Raw genomic sequence first — 21,201 nt, forward strand, 5'->3', positions numbered from 1 at the left:
CCGTGTCACCAGTCCAGGTGAGCACCGCTGAGGCTCGCCACGACGGCACCCGAGCGCGCGTCGACGACGAGGGTCGTCGGCGAGACCGGCACGGGGTCGATGGTGTACCCGTCGGCGGGGCTCGACGCCGGTGCGGTCACGACGACGGCGAACTCGCCGTTGGGCGACGCCTCGACGGCGACGACCCGCGTGCCCGCGATCGGCGCGTAGAGGGAGCGGCCTTGTACGACGACTCGGCCGCCCTCGATCCGGGCCGCGCCGCCGACGACGCTCGCTCCCGCCTCCCCGTTGAGCCGGGCCGAGACCGAGGGCGCAGGATCCGAGACGGCGCTCGCCCGCCCGCCGAGCGACAGGTCCACCCTCTCCACGTCCCCACCCGCGACACGGGCCACGACCACGGGTGCGCCGGCGGTCATGAACCACGACGTGGCCGACACCGGCCGGTGTCCCGGGCCGAGGAGGCGTGTGGCCAGGTGGTTGCCCGAGAGGGGGATCGTGTAAAGGGGCGTGGTGGCGCCGGGCCGCCGGGGCGTTCCGCCTGCTCCTGCGGCCGTCCAGCCGAAGACGACGACGCCGGTCGGCGGGTCGACCGCGAAGCTCGTGACGGTGCCCGCGCCGGGCAGCACCAGCTTCTCGGTGGTGCCGTCGCTGCGGGCGACGAGCGAGATGGTCGACAGTCCTGCCTGCTCGGTGACGACGACGAGGTCGTCGCCGACCTGCCCGAACGCCTGGATGCCGCGGGCCCGGTAGACCACGGGACGACCCGGCGAGCGGAGGTCGGCCCGGACGATCTGGTCGACGCCGCCGGGGTTCCTGACCAGGGCGAGCACCGAGGCCGAGGCCGTCGTGAAGTGCGTGGTGAGGGTCGACGCCCGCGATCCGTCGACGCTCGTCACCCCGTCGACGCGGATCGTGTAGCGCGTCGAGTACGCGAGGCGATCGGTGAACTGGACGGCGACGACGGTGCCGACCGTCTGCACGGTGAACGGGACGTCGGGGGTGACGGTCACCTGCGAGCGCGCGACGTGCGAGACGGCGGTGGCGACGAAGAGGCGGGCCTGCTGCCCGGGATCCTGCGTCACCGCGGTGGTGTCGACCTGGGTCTGGTCGAGCTTCGGGCCCTGCTGCTGGCTCACCACGACGAATCCGGCGCAGAGCAGGGCGAGCACCACGATGGTGCCGACGAGGAATCGACGGAACGACGTCTCGGCCGTCACACGCGTCCGGCGGGCCGGGGGCGCGGGGCGCGGGATCTCCGTCGATTCTGCGGCCACCTCGGTGGGAGCAGGCGTGCGCGCGGCCCAGGCGGCCCAGGCGTCGTCGGCGTCGTCGGCGCCCGCGGCGCCGTCCGGCTCAGTAGAGGTAGGGGTCATGCGGCTGCGCGACCTTCGTGACGGCGGTGGGGACGACGGCGATCGGCGACTGCCCGACCGCAGGGTTGGCGCCGAAGCCGCCCTTTACCGTGACCCACTCGTCCTTCTTCAGCGACTGCTGCCAGTTCGGGTCGTAGACGGTCAGCCCGACAGGCTGCGCGTCGACGGCGCAGCAGGTGATGACGAACCTCGTGACGACGAAGGTGTCCCTCGGATCGGTGGTCGACGCGGCGATGAACCCGGTGACGTCGACGGCCTTTCCGGCGTAGTCGCCGAGGCTCGTCGACTGCCGCAGGCGCGTCGCCCAGTCGAGCACGGTGTACTTCGCGGTGGCCCCGCCCGACGCGGTCGCGGCCGAGCCGCCCGAGGCGCCGAGCGAGAGGGTCGAGGCGCCGACGTCGCGCGTGCCCGCTGTCACGCTCGAGAGGGTGGCCGGCGGCAGCACGACCAGGGCGACCGCCACGCCGACCGTCACCACCGCCCCGATCAGGCCCAGGAGCCGGCGCCCGCCGCGCACCCCGCGCCCACTCGCCGTGCGGTCGCCGCCGCCCCCGAGGTCCGCCCCCGAATCGTCGTGCTCGCCGTCGTCGGGCCCGTGCTCGTGCCCCGCGTCGCGATCGCCGACCGCGAGGGCTCCGAGCGCCAGGATCATCCCCAGCACCACGAGCGCCACCGTGAACACGACGTAGCGCGGGTGGATGTAGAGGATGAGGCGGCCGGTGCCCGCGAGCCAGAGCGTCGCCGTGCCGATGGCGAGGGTGAGCGCCACCCCCTGCCAGCGGTCGGCGAGGGCTCGGAGCGAGAGCCCGGGCGTGGGCCGCGTGTCAGCCAAGGACGTTCACCGCCAGCCCGATCGTGGCGGCGAGCAGCCCGACCACGACGGCGATCTGCACGAGCACGGCAGGCCGATAGGTCGTCCGCAGGAGGGTCAGCATCTTGATGTCGACGATGGGCCCGAAGACGAGGAAGGCGACGAGGCCGCCGGGCAGGAAGGTCGACGCGAACGGCAGCACGAAGAACGCGTCGACGTTCGAGCAGATCGAGATGACGAACGCGAGCGCCATCATCGCGAGCACCGACCACACCGGGTTCGCTCCGAGGGCGATGAGGATGCTGCGGGGGACCACCGTCTGCACGCCCCCGGCGATCGCCGCGCCGACGATGAGCGCGGGGAGGAGGGCGGACATCTCGCGGCGGAAGACCTGGGCGGAGGAGGCGATCCGCGATCCTGCGCCCTCATGAACGTGTGACGCCTCGACGCGGCACTCGCGCGCGAACGAGGCGGTGAGGAGGCTCTGCTGGTCGGGGTGCCGCGAGTAGAGCCAGCCGAGGAGGTTCGCGACGAGGAAGCCTCCGGCGATGCGGGCGACGAGGATGCCGTGCGAGAAGCCGAAGGCCTGATAGGTCGTCACGATCGTGATCGGGTTGACGATGGGGGCGGCGATGAGGAAGGTCATCGACTCGGAGACCGAGAGGCCCTTCACGACGAGGCCGCGCGCCAGGGGCACGTTGCCGCACTCGCACACCGGCAGGAACACGCCGATGAGCGAGACGACGGCGCGGCGGAGCAGGGGAGTGGTCGGCAGGATCCGCGTGAAGACTCCGTCGGGCAGCCAGACCTGCACCGCGATCGACAGCACGATCCCGAGCAGCACGAACGGCAGCGACTCGATGACGACGCTGAGGGTCAGCGTGACGAAGTCCTGGAGGCGGTCCGGCAGGATCCCCGCCGGCAGAGCCGACGTGGCGACTCGGGCGGCCGCGAGGGCGGCGACGACGACGACTCCGGCCACCAGCGTGCGCGAGCGCAGCCCTTCGCGGGGCGGCGCGGCTGCTCGGAGGGTCGTCACGGCGACGACGGTAACGCGCCCTCAGCGTGCGGCCGGTGCGGCTCGCCGGGTGTTCACCGGCCCGTGGGCAGCGCCTCGGCCTGGGCGATGAGCTGCGCCGCGACCGAGTCGAACGGCTCGAGCGTCCGGTCGGCACGGCACACGACGACGGCGCCTTCGGACGCGGCGATGAGGAGAGCGGCGAAGCCGGCGGCCGCGGCGGGTTCGACGCCGGCGTCGACGAGCAGCTCGGCGAGGCGCCCGCGCCAGGTTCGGAAGACCTCGGCTGCGCGATCTCGCAGCGACGGGGAGTCGGTCGCGACGGTCACGGCGACCACGCTGCATCCTGCGCCGAAGTCGCTCGCGCTGAGGATCAGCCGCCACATGGCGAGGAAGTCCTCGGCGATGCCGCCGGGGGAGCGCCCGATCGCGCGGTCGAGGAGGCTGACGGCGTGCGCCCCGGCGAGGTCGACCGCCTCGGCCACGAGCTGGTCTTTGCCGTCGGGGAAGTGGTGGTAGATCGACCCGCGCGGTGCTCCGGTGAGCTTCAGGACCTCGGAGAACGACGTCTCCTGCAGCCCCTTCTCGGCCAGGAGGCGCGCTGCGCCCACGACCATGCTGTGCCTCGTGTCGCCTGCCATGCGGCAACTCTACCCTTGACTATGACGGGTGTCATAGAGCAGGATCAGCGTTATGACGACCGACATAATCGTCGATCGCTTCCAGACACGCGCCACGCGTCACGTCCGCACCCGTTTCCACCCCGAGGAGCCCGCCATGCCCATGATCGACGTCTACGCCCAGACTGGTACCTTCGCCGACACCCGCCGGCTGGCGATCGACCTCGCCACCGCGGTGATGACCATCGAGCAGGTGCCGGACATCTCGCTGTTCCGGAAGAACACCGCCGCGTTCATCCACGAGCTGCCCTCTGCCGCACTCGCGAACGTCGACGGCGACTCGACGTACGTGCGGGTCCAGGTGCTGACCAACGCCGGTGCGCTCGACCGTGACAAGCAGCTCGCCGTCGTCGCCCGCCTGACCGAGATCGTCGCCGCGGCAGCGGGCGACGATACATTTGCCTCGCGCACCTGGGTGCTGCTCACAGAGGCGCCCGAAGGCGGTTGGGGCCTGGCCGGGCACGCGAACACGAACGCCGAGCTCGTCGGCCTCGCGCGCGCCGAGATCGCCGCGCTCGGCGCCGGTCAGCAGGGGCAAACACCAGGGGAGTAGCCGCGCGGAGGCCGATCACGTAGAATATCAGGGCGCCCGGCTGACCGCGGCGCCCGGACGAGAGGCACCGTACCCGGCACGACGACGGCGAACCAGAAAGTCCGTCATGTCGCTCGTCATCCAGATCGCAGGATCGCTCCTCGTCCTCGCCGGATTCGCCCTCGCACAGTTCCGCGTCGTCGACGTGACGTCGCGACTGTATCTCGTGGTCAACGTCGTCGGCTCAGGCGCCCTCGCCGTCGACGCCGTCGTCGAGGCCGAGTGGGGGTTCCTGCTGCTCGAGGGCGTGTGGTCGATCGTCTCGGCGATCAGCCTGGTCCGCGTCCTGACCGGCAAGACCGTCACGTCGACCGGCCACTGAGCGGCGGCCACGTGAACGACGGCGGGCCGCCGACCTCACGGTCGACGGCCCGTCGCGTAGCTCAGCGGATCAGCCGAGGCGGGGCGACGTGTAGTTCGTCACCGGCGACGTCTGACCGCCGAGCGACTGCGAGATCGCCAGCTGACGCGCCTTGATGGTGAAGCCGCGCGTCGGCAGGACGGCGTGCCAGCCACCCTTCTCGTCCGCCTTGGCGGTGACGGTGGCAGTGCCGTCCTGGACGATCGTGACGGTCGCGCCCGGCTGGGCATGCAGGCCGACGATCTCGACGTCGCCGACGCCGCCCAGCGGGTACAGCAGCGTGAAGCCCGACTCGGACAGCGCCGGCAGCGGCGCGACCGGCGCGACGGTCGAGGCCGAGACGGTGTCGACAGGAGCCGAGGCGTTCGCCGCCGAGGCCGAGAACGTGAGGGCGCCTGCGGCCAGGACGGCGCCGGTGATGATCGAGGCGCGAGTGAAGTTGCGCATGGTCTTCCAATCCGCGTGGACCTTCCACGCAAGATCACATGGTATTTCATATTCCATTACCGAAGACTGAGCGCTCCAACATCGTCCGCAACGCCGATAATGCACATTATGTCAAGTAAGGGAGATTGGGGAGCCCGGGACGGTGGAGATCTTACGATCCTCCACACCCATGGTCGTCGAACTTGCCGGAATGCTACGTTCCAGATGTTCGAGGTAGACGCCTCGTTCTGATCCACCGAAAGGCATTCTCATGATTTTCCGAAAAGCCACCGTCGTCGCGGCCGCCGCCGCATGCATCCTCGGGGTCGGCATCGCCCAGCCTGCTGCAGCTGCGCCGATGCTCCGCGCGACCGTGGCCTCTGCGGCGACGACCTCGGCTCCTGCGACCCAGGCACCGACCGTCACCATTCCCCCGTACTCCGCCGGCGAGAAGGTCACAGTAGAGGGCACCGCCACCCCAGGGGCCTCGCTCGAGGTGACCGCGAGCAGCTATCCCGCTCTGCTCGACACCACCCTGACCGTCGGCGACGACGGCCGGTGGTCGTTCGAGCTCACCGGCGGCTACGCGTTGTCCGTGAGCGTCTGGGAATCCCAGCCGGTCCTCGGCGGACTGGTCGTGACGTCCGCCTCGGCGTACGCCGGACGCACCTCGCCTGTCGTTCCCTTCTCCAGCCTCGCTCCCTTGGGCTCGGCCGTGTCGACCTCGCCCGACCTCACCGGCACGGGCGATCCCGGTGCGACCGTGTCGCTGCTGGGCGGCGCGAACACCGTCCTCGGGTCGACGACGGTCGGCGACGACGGCGTCTGGCACCTCAAGCCCGATGCTCCTCTCCCGGTGGGGACGTTCCGCGGTGTCGTCAAGGAGACCGGCTCGGCGTCGCTGAGGTCGACGTCCGTGGTGCTGAACGTGGACCCGTCCGGGGTGGTCGTTGCACGCGCGCACACGGCTTCGGTGATCTCAGCGGAACAGCCGTTCGCGATCACGTCTTCACGCGAATTCGTGCGCGGTGAGCGTGTCACCGTGAGCGGCACCACGACGGTTCCCGGTGCCGACGTCACCGTCTACGTCGCGGTCGGCACACAGCAGATCGCCCGCGGGGTGGCCATCGCGGACAGGTCGGGCGCCTGGTCGTGGACGACGCCGCTGGCGCTGACCGGTGAGAGCTACACGGTGTCCGCAGTCCAGGGCTCCTACACCGCTGTCAGCAGCCAGACGATCGTGGCAACGGCCGGACCTGAGGTCGACGCGGCCTGATGAACCGAGTCGCGGGCGGGCGGAACGGCGTCCGCCCGCGCACGGTGCCCGCGAACCTCAGGCGCCGGCGTGACCTCGACGATAGATCGCGATGATCATGCCCGACGGCAGAGTCCAGGTCTCGGCGAGCGACAGCGTGAGCGTCGGGAATCCGTCGCGGAACAGCTTCTTGCCGCGACCCAGCACGATGGGATGGATCATCAGCCTGTACTCGTCGACGAGGTCGAGCCGGGCGAGCGACTCGATCAGCTCGGTGCTCCCCCAGATCCTGATCTCGCCGTCGATGTCGGCCTTGATGCGTTCGACGTGCGCGCCGAGGTCATCGTTGATGAACTCGGTGCCGGCCCAGGTGCCCTCGGTCTGCGTGCGCGACACGACGAACTTCGGCACCCGGTTGTAGGTGCGGATCATGTCGCCGAACGGCCCCTGGTCGCTCTGGTCGGCGGTGCCCCAGAACGGCGCCCAGATGTCGTAGGTCTTCCGCCCGAAGAGCAGCGCGGCGACACGGCTCTCCCAGTCGGGGATGAGCGTGTCGTCGTCGCCGTCGTCGAACCGCATCTGCCAGCCTCCGAGGTCGAAGCCGCCCTCGCGGTCCTCGTCCTCTCCCCCGCCGCCCTGGACGACGCCGTCCAGTGTCATGAACTCCTGCACCACGATCTCGCCCACGGCTGCCTCCTTCGGTGCCGTCAGCGTAGCCCCCAGCAACCCACCGATGAATGGAGAAGAAATGAAGAAGTCCCTCGCCACGGCGTTCGCCGCCGCTGTCCTCGTCTGCGCGGGTCTCGCGCTGCCCGGTGCGGCGACCGCCGCATCGCTCGGCCCGGGCACTGACTCCCCCGTCGCCCCGGCGACGGCCGCGACGACCCCGTTCGCCGTGACGTCGCCCGTCACCGCCTTCGTGAAGTCATCGCGCACGCCGGTCTTCGCCGGAACGGCGCCCGCCGGCTCGCGGGTCGAGATCCGCGGCATCGCCGGCTCCGGCCCCGCGCTCGCCGTCGCTATCGCGGACACCGACGGCTCGTGGTCGGCACCCGTCGGCACTCCGTTCACGACCGACGGCGCAGCGGGAACGGTCGTCGCGACGTCCGACCAGGGCGTCTTCGTCACGTCGTGGACCCTCCGGTTCACCGACTGACGGGCCAGGAGCGGGGCCGCCCTCCCCCGGGAGGGCGGCCCCGCACCATTCGTTCACTTGCGCTTTGCGGATGCGGGAGTGAAAATCCTCGATACGGGCGACAGGGCCCGCTCGCACGGGCCGTAGGGCTCGCACCTCACGAATCAGCATTCCGCACCACGCACAGGGCATCAGGGGCCCGGAACGGCGGTGGCCATGGCAGTAGCACGGCACTGATCCACAGTCTTCTTCGACGCCGACACCGCCGCACGGGTGCTCCATCGCGACTGCGTCGGCCCTCACGACGATGCCATGGTGACCCCGCTGGCAGGGGCGACATCGTCGTCCGGCACCGCCGATGGCGCGACCCGCTCGCTCTCCGGGAAAGAGCCTGGGCCCGTCGCACGAGGCCCTCGGCCACCATCGGCGGTGCCCCTCTCCCCCACCACGCCTCGACGAGGAGCGACATGCGACAGCTGACGGGAATCATCGCGGACCACCTGGTGATCACCGACGTGGTCGACCTCGTCGGCGTCGCGACCGCCGACGTGACCGTCGCGCTGGGCGGGACTCTCATCGTGACCGGCCTGGTCTCCGGCGCGCTCGACGTGCAGGCCGGCGGCCTCGTCTCGATCGAGGGGGCGGTCCTCGGCCCCGTCACCGTCGCCTGGGGCGGCCACGTCGAGCTGCTCGGACGAGCTCTCGGCGGCATCGAGACACAGGGCGGGGTGGTCAGGGTGGGCGCAGGATCGAGGATCGGCTCACTGCGCATCGACCACGAGGGTCGTCTCGGCCCGCACGCCGCCCGCCCGGAGGCCACCGGCTCCATCCCCTGGTTCATGCTCCCCCGCCGCTACGGCGACGGCATGGTCCTCTCTCGTGTCGATTAGACCTTCGCCGCAGGATCAGCGGAGTGCCGCACCCTCGAGGTCGCGCCGCGGGTCACGGCCGAGCGCCGCGACGTCGTCGGCGAGTTCGCGCCGCTGGCGACGCACTCGCACGACGTCGTCGAGCCAGACCAGGCCGAAGAAGGTGACGACCGCGGCAGTGCCGAAGCCCGCCTCGCGAGCGCCGAAGAGCGCAGCCGACAGGCTGACCCAGAGGAAGACGTTCGGAGTGGCCTGGGTGATGCGGATGTCGCGGTCGACGCCTTCGTCGGGGCGGACGACCTTCAGGTAGCCCCCCGCGAGGAGGCGGATCGCCAGCAGCGCCGCCACGGCGAACCCTATCTGGCCGGCCACGGACGCATCGACCGTCAGGTCGGACGGTGTGAGCGAGTACCCGGCGAAGAGGGCCAGCACGATCACCGCGACCGAGCCGAGCCAGTTCCAGTTCGTCGAGACCTGACCGGCACGGATCGGCGACCGGCGACGGAACGCCTGCGCCGCGACCAGCGGCAGCACGAACGACCCGACGACGACGAGCGCGAAGGCGAGAGCCGCCTCCGGCAGCCTGGCCGCGTCGAACGACGACCCCGAGTCGAGAAGCACGACCACTCCGACAACCGCCGGCAGCACGAGCGTCGCCACGACGGTCTGGCAGATCGCGGCGAAGTAGTCGCCGCCCCACGCCAGCGACAGCGTCGGCGCGAGGAGGGCCGGTGGCAGCAGCAGGAGCAGCGCTCCGAGCAGCGCCAGAGGCGAGTCCGAGAGCTGCAGCAGGATCAGCGCCAGACCCGCTTTGAGGACGACGAGCGGGACGACCGCGAGGACCGAACGGCGGGAGGGGCGAAGGGCTGGATCGCCGAGGATCGAGGGCGCGATCCTGAGCAGCGAGAAGAAGCTCGTCACGGCCAGGAGTGCACCCAGCCCGACCTCGAAGACGATCGTCGGCACGGTGACGGGTAGTGCGATGTGCAGGCCGACGCCGACCAGTGCGGCCACGAACGCGAGGAGCGGGAACCGGATCTCGACGATCTCTCCGAGGTCGTTCACCGCCGCGGTCGTCGAGTCGGCTCGGGCGATGCGGCGAAGGTCGTCTACCGACAGCGGCCTGGCGTTCGGCACCTTGAGATCGCGATACTCACTCGGGTCGATTCCGGCCGCGATCAGGGCGAACATCTCGACGACGTACTTGTGTGTGACGACCAGGACGGTCCGGCCGGCACGGTCGGCCGGTGTGAGCACCTCGTCGTAGTACGCCTTCGCGCGGCCGTAGAGCTCGGCCCAGGTCTCTCCCCCGGGCGGCGCACCCGCGTTCGAGTGGAAGTGCTCGGTGTACGTCGCGAATCCCACCGCCTTCTTGACGAGGCTCTTGTTCTTGCCGCCGTACACGCCGAAGTGACGTTCGACGATCAGCCCCGACTCGACGACCACGGGCGACTGCCCCATCTCCCCCAGGGCGAGCTCTGCGGTTCGGCGCGTGCGCGACAGCGTCGAGATGTGCACCTCGTCGACCTCGAGCCCCAGGTCGAGGGCTCGCTTCCCGGCGTCACGCGCCTGGCTCTCCCCCAGCGGGGTCAGGTGGGATTCGAGGTGCCCCGCGAATCGGTTGCGCTCGTTGGCGCTCGACTCGCCGTGACGGATGAAGTAGATCGGCATGCACTCACTCGCTCTGGGTATCGCGCCTCGCTCGAGGCGTGATATCCAGAATATGAGTGCAGGATCAGTGAAACCCTTCAGGTTCTTACGTCGTGATGACGAATGGCCTTGCCGTGCTTCCCCCGCCCGACCGCCTAGTCGGTGCCGGAGTCGAACGCCGCGCCCTCGGAGGCGGCGTCGGTCGCGCGCTCGAGTGCGACGTCGTCGGCGCTGAGCGGGTCGGCCTCGCCGAGGATCTGCCCGGCGGCGCCCTCCTCGAGCTGGCCGACGAGCTCGGCGGTGGCACCGCCGATGAGGCCTGCGGCGGCGTACTGCTCGAGGCGCGAGCGCGAGTCGGCGATGTCGAGGTTGCGCATCGTGAGCTGCCCGATGCGGTCGTCGGGGCCGAACGCGGCGTCGCCGACGCGCTCCATCGAGAGCTTGTCGGGGTGGTAGCTGAGATGCGGGCCCGTGGTGTCGAGGATCGTGTAGTCGTCGCCGCGGCGGAGACGCACCGTGACCTCGCCGGTCACGGCCGAGGCGACCCAGCGCTGCAGCGACTCACGCAGCATGAGCGACTGAGGGTCGAGCCAGCGGCCCTCGTACATGAGGCGGCCGAGACGACGGCCCTCGTTGTGGTACGACGCGACGGTGTCTTCGTTGTGGATCGCGTTGAGCAGGCGCTCGTAGGCGATGTGCAGCAGCGCCATGCCGGGGGCCTCGTAGATGCCGCGGCTCTTCGCCTCGATGATGCGGTTCTCGATCTGGTCGGAGGCGCCGAGCCCGTGGCGACCGCCGATGGCGTTCGCCTCGTAGACGAGGGCGACCGCATCGGCGTACTCGACGCCGTTGAGCGCGACCGGGCGACCGGCCTCGAAGCGGACCGAGACGACCTCGGTCGCGACCTCGACGTCGTCGCGCCAGGCGGCGACGCCCATGATCGGCTCGACGATGTCGAGGCCCGAGGAGAGCTCTTCGAGGCTCTTCGCTTCGTGGGTCGCACCCCAGATGTTGGCGTCGGTCGAGTAGGCCTTCTCGGTCGAGTCGCGGTACGGGAAGCCGCGGGCGACGAGCCACTCGCTCATCTCCTTGCGGCCGCCGAGCTCTTCGACGAACTGGACGTCGAGCCACGGCTTGTAGACGCGCAGCCGCGGGTTCGCCATGAGGCCGTAGCGGTAGAACCGCTCGATGTCGTTGCCCTTGTAGGTCGATCCGTCGCCCCAGATGTCGACGCCGTCCTCCTTCATGGCGCGCACCAGCATCGTGCCGGTGACGGCGCGGCCGAGCGGCGTCGTGTTGAAGTACGTCTTGCCGCCCGAGCGGATGTGGAAAGCACCGGTCTGGAGGGCCACGAGCCCCTCCTCGACGAGGGCGCTCTTGGCGTCGACGAGGCGGGCGATCTCGGCGCCGTACTCGTGCGCGCGGCCGGGGACCGCGTCGATGTCCGGCTCGTCGTACTGCCCGATGTCGGCGGTGTACGTGCAGGGCACGGCGCCCTTCTCGCGCATCCAGGCCACCGCGCACGAGGTGTCGAGACCTCCGGAGAACGCGATGCCGACTCGCTCGCCGACGGGAAGACTGCTCAGGACCTTGGACATGCCCATAAGCGTAGAGGAACGCCACGGCTCGTTTCGTCGACGGCCGCGGCGCCGGGAGCACGGAGCGACACCTGTCGCTAGGATGCGACGAGGGGACGTCGTTGTGCCCCGCCGTTTCATCCGCCGAGGTCGCCCATGGACTCCACCGCCGCCGAGCTGAACCGCCTGTTCGGTCCGCTGCGCCGTGCCGCCGTGCGGGCCACCCGTGCCGAGGCGGGCCTGCCCGACCTGCCCGAGGCGCACGTCGAGATCCTGCGCGCCCTGGCCGACCACCACCCGCAGAGCCCGGGCGAGCTCGCCGAGAACCTCCGCCTCGCCCGATCCACCGTCAGCAACCTGATCAAGGCGATGGTCGCCGCCGGCCTCATCCGCCGCGAGGCCGACGTGACGGATTCGCGGTCGACTTCGATCTACCCGACCGACTCGGCGATCGACAACATGCGCCGCTACGACGAGGCCGGCACGCAGGTGCTCGCCAGGGCGCTGGCCACGATGACCGAGGGCGAGCGGCGCACGCTGGGCGATGCGGCCCCGATCCTGAGCCGCCTCGTCGACCTGCTCACGTCGCACCCGCTGCCGCCCCGGCCGCACGCCGGCTGACCTCCGCGCCGGGGCGACTCCTGCCCGACGGGGTTCACTTCTCGAGGCGCAGGATCTCGCTGCTGTGCGTCCGATACGTCTCTCGCACGCGATACCCCGCCCGCTCGAGGTCGGCGAGGCCCGACGTGTCGGTGGTCCCTCCCGACGAGTACTCGACGAGCCACACCGTCGTCACACCGGCGAAGCGCCCGAGGGCGAGCGCCTCGGGCACGGTGTACGTCGCGTCGTACCAGGTGCTGTTCTCGGCGTACGGCACGCGGAGGGTGACGTCGTCGAGCCCGCGGAAGCCCGCAGGGTAGGTATGGAGGGCCAGACGCGGATTCCTCGACGTCTTGGCCGACTCGTCGAAGACGATCGCGCCCGCGCCGCCGGAGTGAGCACCGACGAGCGCGGAGATCTCGGCCCAGTCGCTGCCGTTCTTCGCATAGGGGGTGCGCTGCGAGAGGTACGCGGGCACGGCGGACGCGAGCACGAGCGCGGTCAGGACGCCGAGCGCCGGGACGCGGGCCGATGCCGGGCCGACCGCGCGCGGCAACCGGAGACCGGCGAGGCGTCGGAGGCCCGCGGCGATGAGGAGGGCCGCTCCGGGCGCCGACATGGTGAGGTAGCGGCCGGTGAAGTCGGCGACGACGAGGTTCGACAGCAGCAGGAGCGCGCCGGGCAGCACCAGCCACGCCAGGCCGACCAGCTCGAGGCTCGGAGGGCGCGGCGCGCGCGGCGCAGGATCGTCACCGGGCTCCGACACGCCGTCGGCGTCTCGCGGCGTACGGACCGCCCGGATCACCGCCACCACCCAGAACGCCGTCGCGACGACGATCAGCAGCCACGCGACCGCCGCGTAGAGCGATGTCGTGAACCAGAGCCCGACCGCGAGCGAGCGGAAGTCCGTCGTGGTGTCGCCGGCCAGGGAGGCGATCTGTGACCGCTCGAGCATCGCCAGCACGAGCAGCGGCGCCGTGGCGACGAGCGCGCAGACGACGGCGACGGCCCAGGCGCGCCAGGCACCGCGACGGGCGCGCGAGGCCGCGAGCACCAGCGCGTGCGCCGCGAGGAACAGCGCGAGGTAGAGGAACACGTAGATGCCGAGGGCGAGCAGGGCACCGTAGACGATCCACCAGCGGGTGCCCCGGAGCCGGCCACGGGCCAGGTCGACGACGAGCAGCAGGAGCCACGCCGCGATCGCCGCCGAGAACGCGTACGAGCGCGCCTCCTCGCCGGTGTATGTCATCCTGGGCAGCAGGAGGCACACGAGCCCGGCCACCACCGCCGTCGCGGGGTCCGCGAGGCGCCCGACCAGGAGCACGACGGCGACGACGGCGAGCCCGACGGCGATCGCGTCGGGGAGGCGCACCGCGAACGGCGACGTTCCCGCGATCCTGATCCACCAGTGCAGCCCGAAGTAGAAGGTGCCGTGCACGGCGTCGACGTGCGTGAGCATCCTCGCGAGACTCGGGAGCGGGCGGGTGGCCGACAGGACACTCGCGGCCTCGTCGCCCCAGAGGGACGGGATCCACGAGCCGCAGGCGGACACCACCGCGGCGACGAGCGCGAGGAGCCACGCCGACCGGCGGATCACCCGGTCAGGCCGCGACGGTCGAGGCTTCACGCGGTGCGGCGACGGAGAGTCGGTTGGTGGAGAGGAAGCGCGCCAGCGCCTGTCGGTTGTACGCCTCGGCATCCAGCGTCGACGGCGCGACGCCGCCGTCGAAGTACGCCGTCATGCCGGTGTAGAGGCCGTCGACGTCCAGCGGCGTGACACGGATGGTGGGTCGCGGCAGGGCGTCGCGAACCGACGCGAAGCCGGTCGAGACGATCGGCAGGCCGAGCAGGGCCGCCTCGAGCAGCACCATCGGCTGCCCCTCGTAGTCGCTCGAGAGCACGAAGCAGGCCGACCGGCTCATGACTGAGAAAGGATTGGAGAGGGGCCCGGTGAGATGCGCGGCCCCGGTCAGACCGAGCTCGCGGATGAGCTCGCCGAGGCTCTCGCGGAGGGGCCCGTGGCCGATGATCGCGAGGCGCGCCTCGGGGTGCTCGGCGTGGACGCGTGCGAAGGCACGGAGGAGCCTCTCGTGGTTCTTCTCGCGGGTGTAGCGGCCCACTGTGACGAACCACCGGGTGCCGTCGTGACGCTGCAGCGCCTCGACCCACTCGGGCTCGGGCTCTCGGGCTGCGTCGGGGTCGCCGTTCTCGACACCGTCGGCGGGCGCATCGAGCGTCTCGTTCTCGAACGGCCGCGCGGCACCCAGGCGCAGGACGCGCTCGGCGTCGACGAGGTTCGGGACTGCCAGGATCCGAGCGCCGCCGAGCGCCCCCTTCGGCAGCGACCGCTCGTTGATCTGCGCGAGAACCGGCGACACGGCGGCGAGGGCGTCGTAGTGGCGCAGCGTGCCGAAGATCTGCGGCAGCGACCGGGCGAGCGGGCGCCGCCCGTTGACGACGCGGCCGAGTTCGGCCACGAGGTCGTTGTGCATCCAGACGGCGCGCGGCGCCTCGGGCGAGTGGAGCAGGAGGGTGGCCCAGAGGACGCTGTAGCCCGAGAAGTCGATGACGCGGTCGAATCGTGCGTCGCCGAAGACGCGAGTCCACTCGTCGTCCCAGAGCCGGCGCTGGCGCGGATCGTCGAGGTGGACGTCGACCGCGCCGAGCCGAGCCTGGAGGCGCCGACGCAGCTGGTGGACCTTCGAGCCGTTCATGCCGCCGTCGCGGAGGATCTGGCGCACGGTCGGCGGCACGAGCGCGGCGTTCGAGACCTGCTGGCGTGAGCGCGTGCGCGTGTAGGCGATCGACACGTCGAACCGGTCGGCGGGCAGAGCCTTCAGCAGGTTGAGGGCCGACGAGGTGATGCCGTTCGAGGCGAGGTTGCCGACGTGCAGCAGCACCGAGACACGATCGCCGTCGGCGAGAGTGCGGACACGGTGCGTGCCGAGGCGTCCTCGGAAGACGACGTCGACGATCCTGCGGCTCGAGTCGGTGCCGCCCTGCGTGGTTAACCGGGCCTGCCACTCGTCGCGGACGGCGCCGCGCAGCCACGGGGAGCCGTCGGGGTCGGTGACGCCGCGGGCGAGGTCGTCGAGTGTGTCGCACATCGGGCCGGGCAGCTCGTCGACCCCGAAGGCGAGGCCCCGGGTGGCGCCGTAGTCGTCGCGGTCGGGTGCGTGGAAGAGGATCCTGCGGCCGGTGGCGAGGAAGTCGAAGAAGATCGACGAGAAGTCGGTGACGAGGGTGTCGGCCACGCCGAGGACGACGTTCGTGGGGATCGTGGTGGGCACCAGGATCCGCGCGAGGTCGGGCCGCGACCCCACGAAGCGCTCGAGGATCTGGTGCGTCTTCAGCAGCACGACGTACTCGTCGCCGAGACGCGCCTGCAGCCCGGTCACCGTGGCCACGAGCCGGTCGATGTCGTCGGTCGGGTCGTTGAACGCGCCCCCGCGCCAGGTCGGCGCGAACAGCACGATGCGCCGGCGGCCGACCGCGAGGCCACGGGCCGAGAGCAGGCCTCGGGCCCGCAGGAGCCCCGCCGCGTCGAGCCGCTGCCGGTCGACGCGGGGGTACCCCTCCTCGATCACGAGGCCGCGGTAGAGCCCGGCGAGCCGATACGCGCGCCGGTACATCGACTCGGTCATGAACTCGTTCTGCGAGAGCAGGTAGTCGGCCTGGAGGAAGTTCCGCAGCGTGTTCGCCGACTCGCGGGCGCCGTCGGGCATGTCGTAGCCCATGGCCTTGAGCGGCGTGCCGTGCCACGTGTTCAGGTAGACCTGCCCCGGCCGCTTCGAGAACTGCGCGGGGAAGGTCGCGTTGTTGACGAGCCAGCCGCTCGTCGCGAGGGCCCACCAGTACGCGAAGCCGTCACGCGTGACGAAGCGCACGCGGCGATCGCGGCGGAACTCGCGGCGGAGGGCGCGGTGGTTCCCGGTGCGGTCGAGCACCCACACGTGCCGCAGGTGCCCGAGGTCGGGCGAGCGCAGGATCTCGCGGAAGATCGCCTCGGGGTTGCAGAGCGCCCCGGATCCTGCGAACGCCTCGTACAGCACCACGTCGGGCCGCACCGGGCGTCGCCGCGCGGTCGCGTGGACTTCGAAGCGCAGGGCGCGGAGCAGGAATCGGATGAGCGCAGCCAGCCGGTGCACGGGGCCTCCTTCGTCGGGATCAGTCGACGGGCCGAGTGGAGCACGGGCGTGCGAAGGATCCTCCAAGAAACCACGCTCGCTCCGGGAGGTGACGCGGCGGTGTCGGGCCGTGGACGTGTCGGTGACGGGCGGGCGGACTCTGGGCGGCGGGTGAACGACCGGGTGAACGCCCTGCCTGGGGTAGCCTCGATCGGTCGGCACCGTCGCCGACGCCAGGAGGCCCGATGCTGCACGACGAGACGCCCGATGCGCCAGCTCTGGACGCGCCGCCCGTCGACGCGCCGCCCCTCGACGGCCTGCTCGTCGCCGATTTCAGCCGGGTGCTCGCCGGCCCGCTCGCGACCATGACCCTCGCCGACCTCGGGGCCGACGTCGTGAAGATCGAGCGTCCGGGAACGGGCGACGAGACCCGCTCCTGGGGACCGCCGTGGACACCCGCCGGCACCAGCTCGTACTTCGAGTCGGTGAACCGCGGCAAGCGGAGCGTCGCCCTCGACCTCTCCTCCCCCGACGACCTCCGAATCGCACGCGACCTCGCGGCGAGGGCAGACGTCGTCGTCGACAACTTCCGGCCCGGGCTCATGGCGTCGTACGGCCTCGCCCACGACGACGTCGCCGCCCTCAACCCGCGCGTCGTCACCTGCTCGATCTCGGGCTTCGGGTCGGGCGCAGGAGCCGAGATCCCCGGCTACGACTTCGTGGTCCAGGCCGTCGGAGGGCTGCTGAGCATTACCGGCGATCCGGGCGGCGACCCGATGAAGGCCGGCGTCGCCCTCGTCGACGTGCTCACCGGCAAGGACGCCGTCATCGGCATCCTCGCCGCCCTCCGCGAGCGCGAGACGTCGGGCCGCGGCCAGCACGTCGAGGTCAACCTGCTCTCCAGCCTCCTGGGCTCGCTCGTCAACCAGGCCAGCGGCTACCTCGCCACCGGCCGCGCGCCCGGCCGCCTCGGCAACCGGCACCCGTCCATCGCGCCGTACGAGACGCTCCGCTGCCAGGACGGCCCGCTCGCCGTCGCCGTCGGGAACGACGAGCAGTTCGCCCGCTTCGCCCGCGCCCTCGGCCTGGCCTGGCTGGTCGACGACGCGCGGTTCCGCACCAACGCCGACCGGGTCGCCCACCGCGACGAGCTCGCGACCGCGCTCGAACAGATCCTCACGACCCGCCCCGCGGAGCACTGGCAGTCCGTGCTGCTCGAGGCCCGCGTGGCCGCCGGTCGAGTCGGATCCGTCGCCGACGGCCTGGCGCTCGCCGAGTCGCTCGGCCTGGACCCCACCTTCGTCCCGGCCCCCGGCCGCTCGCCGCAGGTCGCGAACGCCATCTCGTTCTCGAGGACGCCGACCGTGCGGGCGTCCGCGCCTCCCGGCCTCGGCGACACGCCGGCCTCCGACCTCGACTCCGATCCCGCTCCCCTTCGAAAGGCCGACGCATGACCCTCTCCCTCGATTCCCGCACCGACCTCCTCGGCATCGACGCGCTGCTGAACCCCGAGGAGATCGCCCTCCGCGCCTCGACGCGCGCATTCGTCGACGAGGCGATCCGCCCGCACATCGCCGAGTGGTTCGAGAAGGCGGTGTTCCCGGCCGAGATCATGACCGAGCTGGGCTCTCGCGGGCTCCTGGGCATGCACCTGCACGGGTACGGCTGCCCTGGCCGGTCGGCCGTCGAGTACGGCCTCGCGGCGCTCGAGCTCGAGGCCGGCGACTCGGGGCTCCGCACCGCCGTGAGCGTGCAGGGGTCGCTCGCCATGAGCGCCATCTCGAAGCACGGCTCCGACGAGCAGAAGCAGCGGTACCTGCCGGAGATGGCCGCGGGGCGCCTGATCGGCTGCTTCGGCCTCACCGAGCCGACCGCAGGATCCGACCCGGCGACGATGGCGACGTTCGCCCGTCGCGACGGCGACGACTGGGTGATCAGCGGATCGAAGCGCTGGATCGGCCTGGCGTCGATCGCCGACGTCGCCGTGATCTGGGCGCAGACCGACGACGGCATCCGCGGATTCCTCGTGCCCACGTCGACGCCCGGATTCTCCGCGACGCCGATCACCGGCAAGCTGTCGATGCGCGCGTCGATCCAGTGCGACATCACGCTCGACGACGTGCGTCTGCCCGCCGACGCGATGCTGCCGGGCGCCCGTGGCCTGCGCGGCCCGTTCGAGTGCCTCAACGAGGCCCGCTACGGCATCGTCTGGGGCGTGCTCGGCGCCGCCCGCGACAGCCTGGAGGCCGCGCTCGACTACGCGTCGAACCGGATGCAGTTCGGCAAGCCGCTCACCTCGTACCAGCTGACGCAGGAGAAGCTCGCGAACATGCTCCTCGAGCTGCAGAAAGGCCAGCTCCTCGCCCTCCACCTCGGCCGGGCGAAGGACAACGGAGGCATCGAGCCGCACCAGATCTCGATGGGCAAGCTCAACAACGTGCGCGAGGCGATCGAGATCTGCCGCACGGCGCGGACGATCTTCGGCGGCAACGGCATCACGCTCGAGCACTCGCCGTTCCGTCACGCCGACAATCTGGAGAGCGTCCGCACCTACGAGGGCACCGACGAGGTGCACACCCTCGTGATCGGCCAGGCGCTCACCGGGATCGCGGCGTTCCGCTGATCCTGCGCCCGGATGCCCCGAAGGGGCGGTTCAGCTGTAGCGCTTGACCTTCGGGATCTTCGGCACCACGACGAGACCCGGCTTCTGGTGCGCGGCGTGCTCGACCGCGTGCAGCCGGCGCTCGAACTTCGCCTGCTTCTTCGCCTCGGCCGCCGCGCGCCGCGACATCACGACGGCGACGATGCTCGCGAGGGCGGCGACGATGAGGGTGACGATGCGCATGGGCCGAGCCTACGCGTCGGGCGGTCTGAGGGCAGGAGCCCGGGTGAGACAATCTCCCGGTGCGCGCTTCGTCCGGCCCCTGCCCCTGCCTCTCCGGCAACCCGTACGGCGAGTGCTGCGGGCCCCTGCACGACGGCGCCGAGGTCGCACCGACGGCCGAACGACTGATGCGGTCGCGGTACTCGGCGTTCGCGGTGGGCGACGCGGACTACCTGCTGGCCACGTGGGCTCCTGAGACCCGGCCCTCGACGCTCGACCTCGACCCGGGCCTCCGGTGGTTCCGCCTCGACATCGAGGGCACCACGGGCGGCGGGCCGTTCGACGCGGCAGGCACCGTGGAGTTCACGGCGCACTACCGCCCGGCCGGCGGCGGCGCGGCCACGCAGCACGAGAACAGCCGATTCGCCCGACGCGGCGGCCGGTGGCTCTACGTCGACGCCGTGCGACGCGGGCTGGAGGCTAGTTAGACCTCGCCGAAACCGCTTTCGACGAGAGACACGAGCTCGTCGACCGCGGCCGATGCGTCGGCTCCTGTCGCCACGATGCTCACCGTGGAGCCCTGAGCCAGGCCCAGCCCCATGATGCGGAGCAGGCTCTTGGCGTCGACGCCGTTGATCTGGATCGTCGAGTCGAACTTCGAGGCGTGCTTCACGAACTCGGCCGCCGGGCGCGCATGAAGGCCCGACGGGTTGACGAGCACCGCCGAGCGCTCGACGGCGCCCTGCACCTCGTCGCGGGTCAGCGTGTGCTCGTCGGCATGCGGGTCGGCGATACCGGTCGCGGTGCGGGCGGCAGCGAGGACGTCCTGCAGAGTGCCACCGGTCTCGGCGGCGACGGCGGCGGCGACAGTGCCCTCGACGACCGGTGCGTCGGCAATGACGACCTGGGCCTTCTCGGCGTCGTCGAGGAAGTCGATCGCCGTCTCGGCGGTGAGGATTGCCGAACCGAGGTCGCACAGGATCACGACACCGTGACCGCCCTGGGCGTCCTGGATGCCCGACGAGATCTTGTCGAAGCTCGTGCCGATGCCGCCCTCGTCGCTGCCGCCGGCGGCGACGAACGTGACCGTCGGCGCCATCTGACGTGCCAATTCGACGGTGCCCTCGGCGATCTTCGCGCTGTGCGAGACGACGACGATTCCCACGGCGCCGGTCATGCGGAGGCCTCCGTCGCCGTGGCCGCGTCGGCTGCGGCTCGCAGGATCAGGGAAGACGACTCCGCGCCGGGGTCTCGATGCCCCACCGCTCGCTCCCCCAGGTAGCTGGCGCGCCCCTTGTGCGCGACCAGCGGCTCGGTCGACTCCGCGCCCTTCTCGGCGGCGCTCGCCGCGGCCTCGAGGGTCTCGGCGACGCTCTTGCCGGCCTCGGCGGCCGCGGACGCGGCGTCGACGGCCGGGGTCCAGGCGTCGATCATCGTCTTGTCGCCGACCTCGGCCTTGCCGCGCATCACGACGCCGTCGCGCGCCGCGGTGAGGAAGGCCGCGATCGCCGCGGAGTCGAGGGAGGTCGCGTCGCCGAGCGCCTGCGACCCCTTGAGGTACGCCGTCCCGAGGAGCGGGCCCGAGGCTCCCCCGACGGTCGAGATGAGCGTGGTCGCGACGAGCTTGAGCGCCGCGGCGGGCGTCTCGCCGTCGGGCAGCGCGTCGAACTTCGCCTTGACGGCCTGGAAACCGCGGTCGAGGTTCTCGCCGTGGTCGCCGTCGCCGATCTCCCGATCGAGCTCGATGAGCCTCACCCTGTTCTCGGAGACGACCCTCACGGTGTCGCCCACCCAGGCCTTCACCCAGTCGATTCCCACGCTCATGCTTCGTGTGTTCCTTTCGGTGCGGACGGGCCTCGGCCGCCCTTGCGGTGCGGCCTGGCGACCCTCGGCTTCGGCGAGG

Annotated in this window: 22 protein-coding genes; 9 read left to right on the forward strand and 13 right to left on the reverse strand. The window is 71.3% G+C overall.

Translation table 11 applies throughout. The features are described 5' to 3' along the window. Positions 1-5: 5 nt before the first annotated feature. From C8E83_RS06770 to C8E83_RS06785, 4 genes are read right to left on the reverse strand one after another with little or no spacing between them, the layout of a single operon-like run. Complete coding sequence (locus C8E83_RS06770) at positions 6-1,373, reverse strand: hypothetical protein (RefSeq protein WP_121369018.1); 1,368 nt, start codon at positions 1,371-1,373, stop codon at positions 6-8. Then, complete coding sequence (locus C8E83_RS06775) at positions 1,354-2,205, reverse strand: TIGR03943 family putative permease subunit (RefSeq protein WP_121369019.1); 852 nt, start codon at positions 2,203-2,205, stop codon at positions 1,354-1,356. Before C8E83_RS06775 ends, C8E83_RS06770 begins: the two co-directional genes overlap by 20 nt. After that, a complete protein-coding gene (locus C8E83_RS06780) occupies positions 2,198-3,223 on the reverse strand; it encodes a permease (protein ID WP_121369020.1) in 1,026 nt (341 codons plus the stop codon). The genes C8E83_RS06775 and C8E83_RS06780 overlap by 8 nt, the downstream gene beginning before the upstream one ends. 53 nt (positions 3,224-3,276) lie before the next feature. Continuing rightward, entirely contained in the window at positions 3,277-3,843 is a 567-nt protein-coding gene (locus C8E83_RS06785) for a TetR/AcrR family transcriptional regulator (RefSeq protein ID WP_121369021.1), read from the reverse strand. 52 nt (positions 3,844-3,895) lie between these two features. On the opposite strand from C8E83_RS06785, the gene C8E83_RS06790 reads away from it, so the two are divergent. Both C8E83_RS06790 and C8E83_RS06795 read left to right on the forward strand, forming a co-directional pair. Continuing rightward, positions 3,896-4,435, forward strand: coding sequence for a tautomerase family protein (locus C8E83_RS06790; protein WP_121369022.1), 540 nt, complete (start codon positions 3,896-3,898; stop codon positions 4,433-4,435). 106 nt (positions 4,436-4,541) lie between these two features. Further along, complete coding sequence (locus C8E83_RS06795; RefSeq protein ID WP_121369023.1) at positions 4,542-4,796, forward strand: CBU_0592 family membrane protein; 255 nt, start codon at positions 4,542-4,544, stop codon at positions 4,794-4,796. 69 nt (positions 4,797-4,865) lie between these two features. Here C8E83_RS06795 and C8E83_RS06800 read toward each other — a convergent pair whose 3' ends face one another. Next, the gene (locus C8E83_RS06800) at positions 4,866-5,282 is read right to left on the reverse strand and encodes a hypothetical protein (RefSeq protein ID WP_121369024.1); all 417 of its coding nucleotides are present in this window, start codon (positions 5,280-5,282) and stop codon (positions 4,866-4,868) included. Positions 5,283-5,532: 250 nt separating this feature from the next. Here C8E83_RS06800 and C8E83_RS06805 point away from each other — a divergent pair, with 250 nt between their 5' ends. Next, a complete protein-coding gene (locus C8E83_RS06805) occupies positions 5,533-6,537 on the forward strand; it encodes an Ig-like domain-containing protein (RefSeq protein WP_121369025.1) in 1,005 nt (334 codons plus the stop codon). 57 nt (positions 6,538-6,594) lie between these two features. Here the strand turns inward: C8E83_RS06805 and C8E83_RS06810 are convergent, their stop codons facing one another. Continuing rightward, the gene (locus tag C8E83_RS06810) at positions 6,595-7,203 is read right to left on the reverse strand and encodes a dihydrofolate reductase family protein (RefSeq protein WP_121369026.1); all 609 of its coding nucleotides are present in this window, start codon (positions 7,201-7,203) and stop codon (positions 6,595-6,597) included. 61 nt (positions 7,204-7,264) lie between these two features. Here C8E83_RS06810 and C8E83_RS06815 point away from each other — a divergent pair, with 61 nt between their 5' ends. Together C8E83_RS06815 and C8E83_RS06820 are read left to right on the forward strand one after the other, a co-directional pair. Beyond that, positions 7,265-7,672, forward strand: coding sequence for a hypothetical protein (locus C8E83_RS06815; protein ID WP_121369027.1), 408 nt, complete (start codon positions 7,265-7,267; stop codon positions 7,670-7,672). A 446-nt stretch (positions 7,673-8,118) separates the two neighbouring features. Continuing rightward, on the forward strand, positions 8,119-8,541 hold the full coding sequence (locus C8E83_RS06820; protein WP_121369028.1) for a hypothetical protein: 423 nt from the start codon (positions 8,119-8,121) through the stop codon (positions 8,539-8,541). 15 nt (positions 8,542-8,556) lie between these two features. Here C8E83_RS06820 and C8E83_RS06825 read toward each other — a convergent pair whose 3' ends face one another. Both C8E83_RS06825 and argG read right to left on the reverse strand, forming a co-directional pair. After that, positions 8,557-10,191: a histidine phosphatase family protein gene (locus C8E83_RS06825; RefSeq protein WP_121369029.1), complete on the reverse strand. Its 1,635-nt coding sequence runs from the start codon at positions 10,189-10,191 to the stop codon at positions 8,557-8,559. Positions 10,192-10,325: 134 nt separating this feature from the next. Further along, positions 10,326-11,768: an argininosuccinate synthase gene (gene argG / locus C8E83_RS06830; protein ID WP_121371782.1), complete on the reverse strand. Its 1,443-nt coding sequence runs from the start codon at positions 11,766-11,768 to the stop codon at positions 10,326-10,328. Between the two features lie 135 nt (positions 11,769-11,903). Here argG and C8E83_RS06835 point away from each other — a divergent pair, with 135 nt between their 5' ends. Further along, entirely contained in the window at positions 11,904-12,368 is a 465-nt protein-coding gene (locus C8E83_RS06835) for a MarR family winged helix-turn-helix transcriptional regulator (RefSeq protein ID WP_121369030.1), read from the forward strand. Between the two features lie 34 nt (positions 12,369-12,402). Here C8E83_RS06835 and C8E83_RS06840 read toward each other — a convergent pair whose 3' ends face one another. Continuing rightward, positions 12,403-13,974 carry a glycosyltransferase family 39 protein gene (locus tag C8E83_RS06840; protein ID WP_245981455.1) on the reverse strand — a complete coding sequence of 524 codons (1,572 nt, stop codon included), beginning with the start codon at positions 13,972-13,974 and terminating at the stop codon, positions 12,403-12,405. Next, positions 13,949-16,495 carry a glycosyltransferase gene (locus C8E83_RS06845; protein ID WP_121369032.1) on the reverse strand — a complete coding sequence of 849 codons (2,547 nt, stop codon included), beginning with the start codon at positions 16,493-16,495 and terminating at the stop codon, positions 13,949-13,951. Before C8E83_RS06845 ends, C8E83_RS06840 begins: the two co-directional genes overlap by 26 nt. Before the next feature lie 224 nt (positions 16,496-16,719). Here C8E83_RS06845 and C8E83_RS06850 point away from each other — a divergent pair, with 224 nt between their 5' ends. Continuing rightward, a complete protein-coding gene (locus C8E83_RS06850) occupies positions 16,720-17,928 on the forward strand; it encodes a CaiB/BaiF CoA transferase family protein (protein ID WP_121369033.1) in 1,209 nt (402 codons plus the stop codon). Next, the gene (locus C8E83_RS06855) at positions 17,925-19,097 is read left to right on the forward strand and encodes an acyl-CoA dehydrogenase family protein (RefSeq protein ID WP_121369034.1); all 1,173 of its coding nucleotides are present in this window, start codon (positions 17,925-17,927) and stop codon (positions 19,095-19,097) included. Before C8E83_RS06850 ends, C8E83_RS06855 begins: the two co-directional genes overlap by 4 nt. A gap of 30 nt (positions 19,098-19,127) precedes the next feature. On the opposite strand, the gene C8E83_RS06860 is transcribed toward C8E83_RS06855, so the two are convergent. Next, a complete protein-coding gene (locus tag C8E83_RS06860) occupies positions 19,128-19,319 on the reverse strand; it encodes a hypothetical protein (RefSeq protein WP_121369035.1) in 192 nt (63 codons plus the stop codon). 59 nt (positions 19,320-19,378) lie between these two features. Between C8E83_RS06860 and C8E83_RS06865 the strand changes: the two genes are divergently transcribed. Then, entirely contained in the window at positions 19,379-19,786 is a 408-nt protein-coding gene (locus tag C8E83_RS06865) for a YchJ family protein (RefSeq protein WP_121369036.1), read from the forward strand. Here the strand turns inward: C8E83_RS06865 and dhaM are convergent. Together dhaM and dhaL are read right to left on the reverse strand one after the other, a co-directional pair. After that, a complete protein-coding gene (gene dhaM / locus C8E83_RS06870; RefSeq protein WP_121369037.1) occupies positions 19,783-20,475 on the reverse strand; it encodes a dihydroxyacetone kinase phosphoryl donor subunit DhaM in 693 nt (230 codons plus the stop codon). The two genes, C8E83_RS06865 and dhaM, sit on opposite strands and share 4 nt — an antisense overlap. Beyond that, on the reverse strand, positions 20,472-21,122 hold the full coding sequence (gene dhaL / locus C8E83_RS06875) for a dihydroxyacetone kinase subunit DhaL (protein WP_121369038.1): 651 nt from the start codon (positions 21,120-21,122) through the stop codon (positions 20,472-20,474). The genes dhaM and dhaL overlap by 4 nt, the downstream gene beginning before the upstream one ends. Between the last annotated feature and the right edge of the window lie 79 nt (positions 21,123-21,201).

The organism is Frondihabitans australicus (genome assembly GCF_003634555.1).
In the GTDB taxonomy this organism is placed as follows: domain Bacteria; phylum Actinomycetota; class Actinomycetes; order Actinomycetales; family Microbacteriaceae; genus Frondihabitans; species Frondihabitans australicus.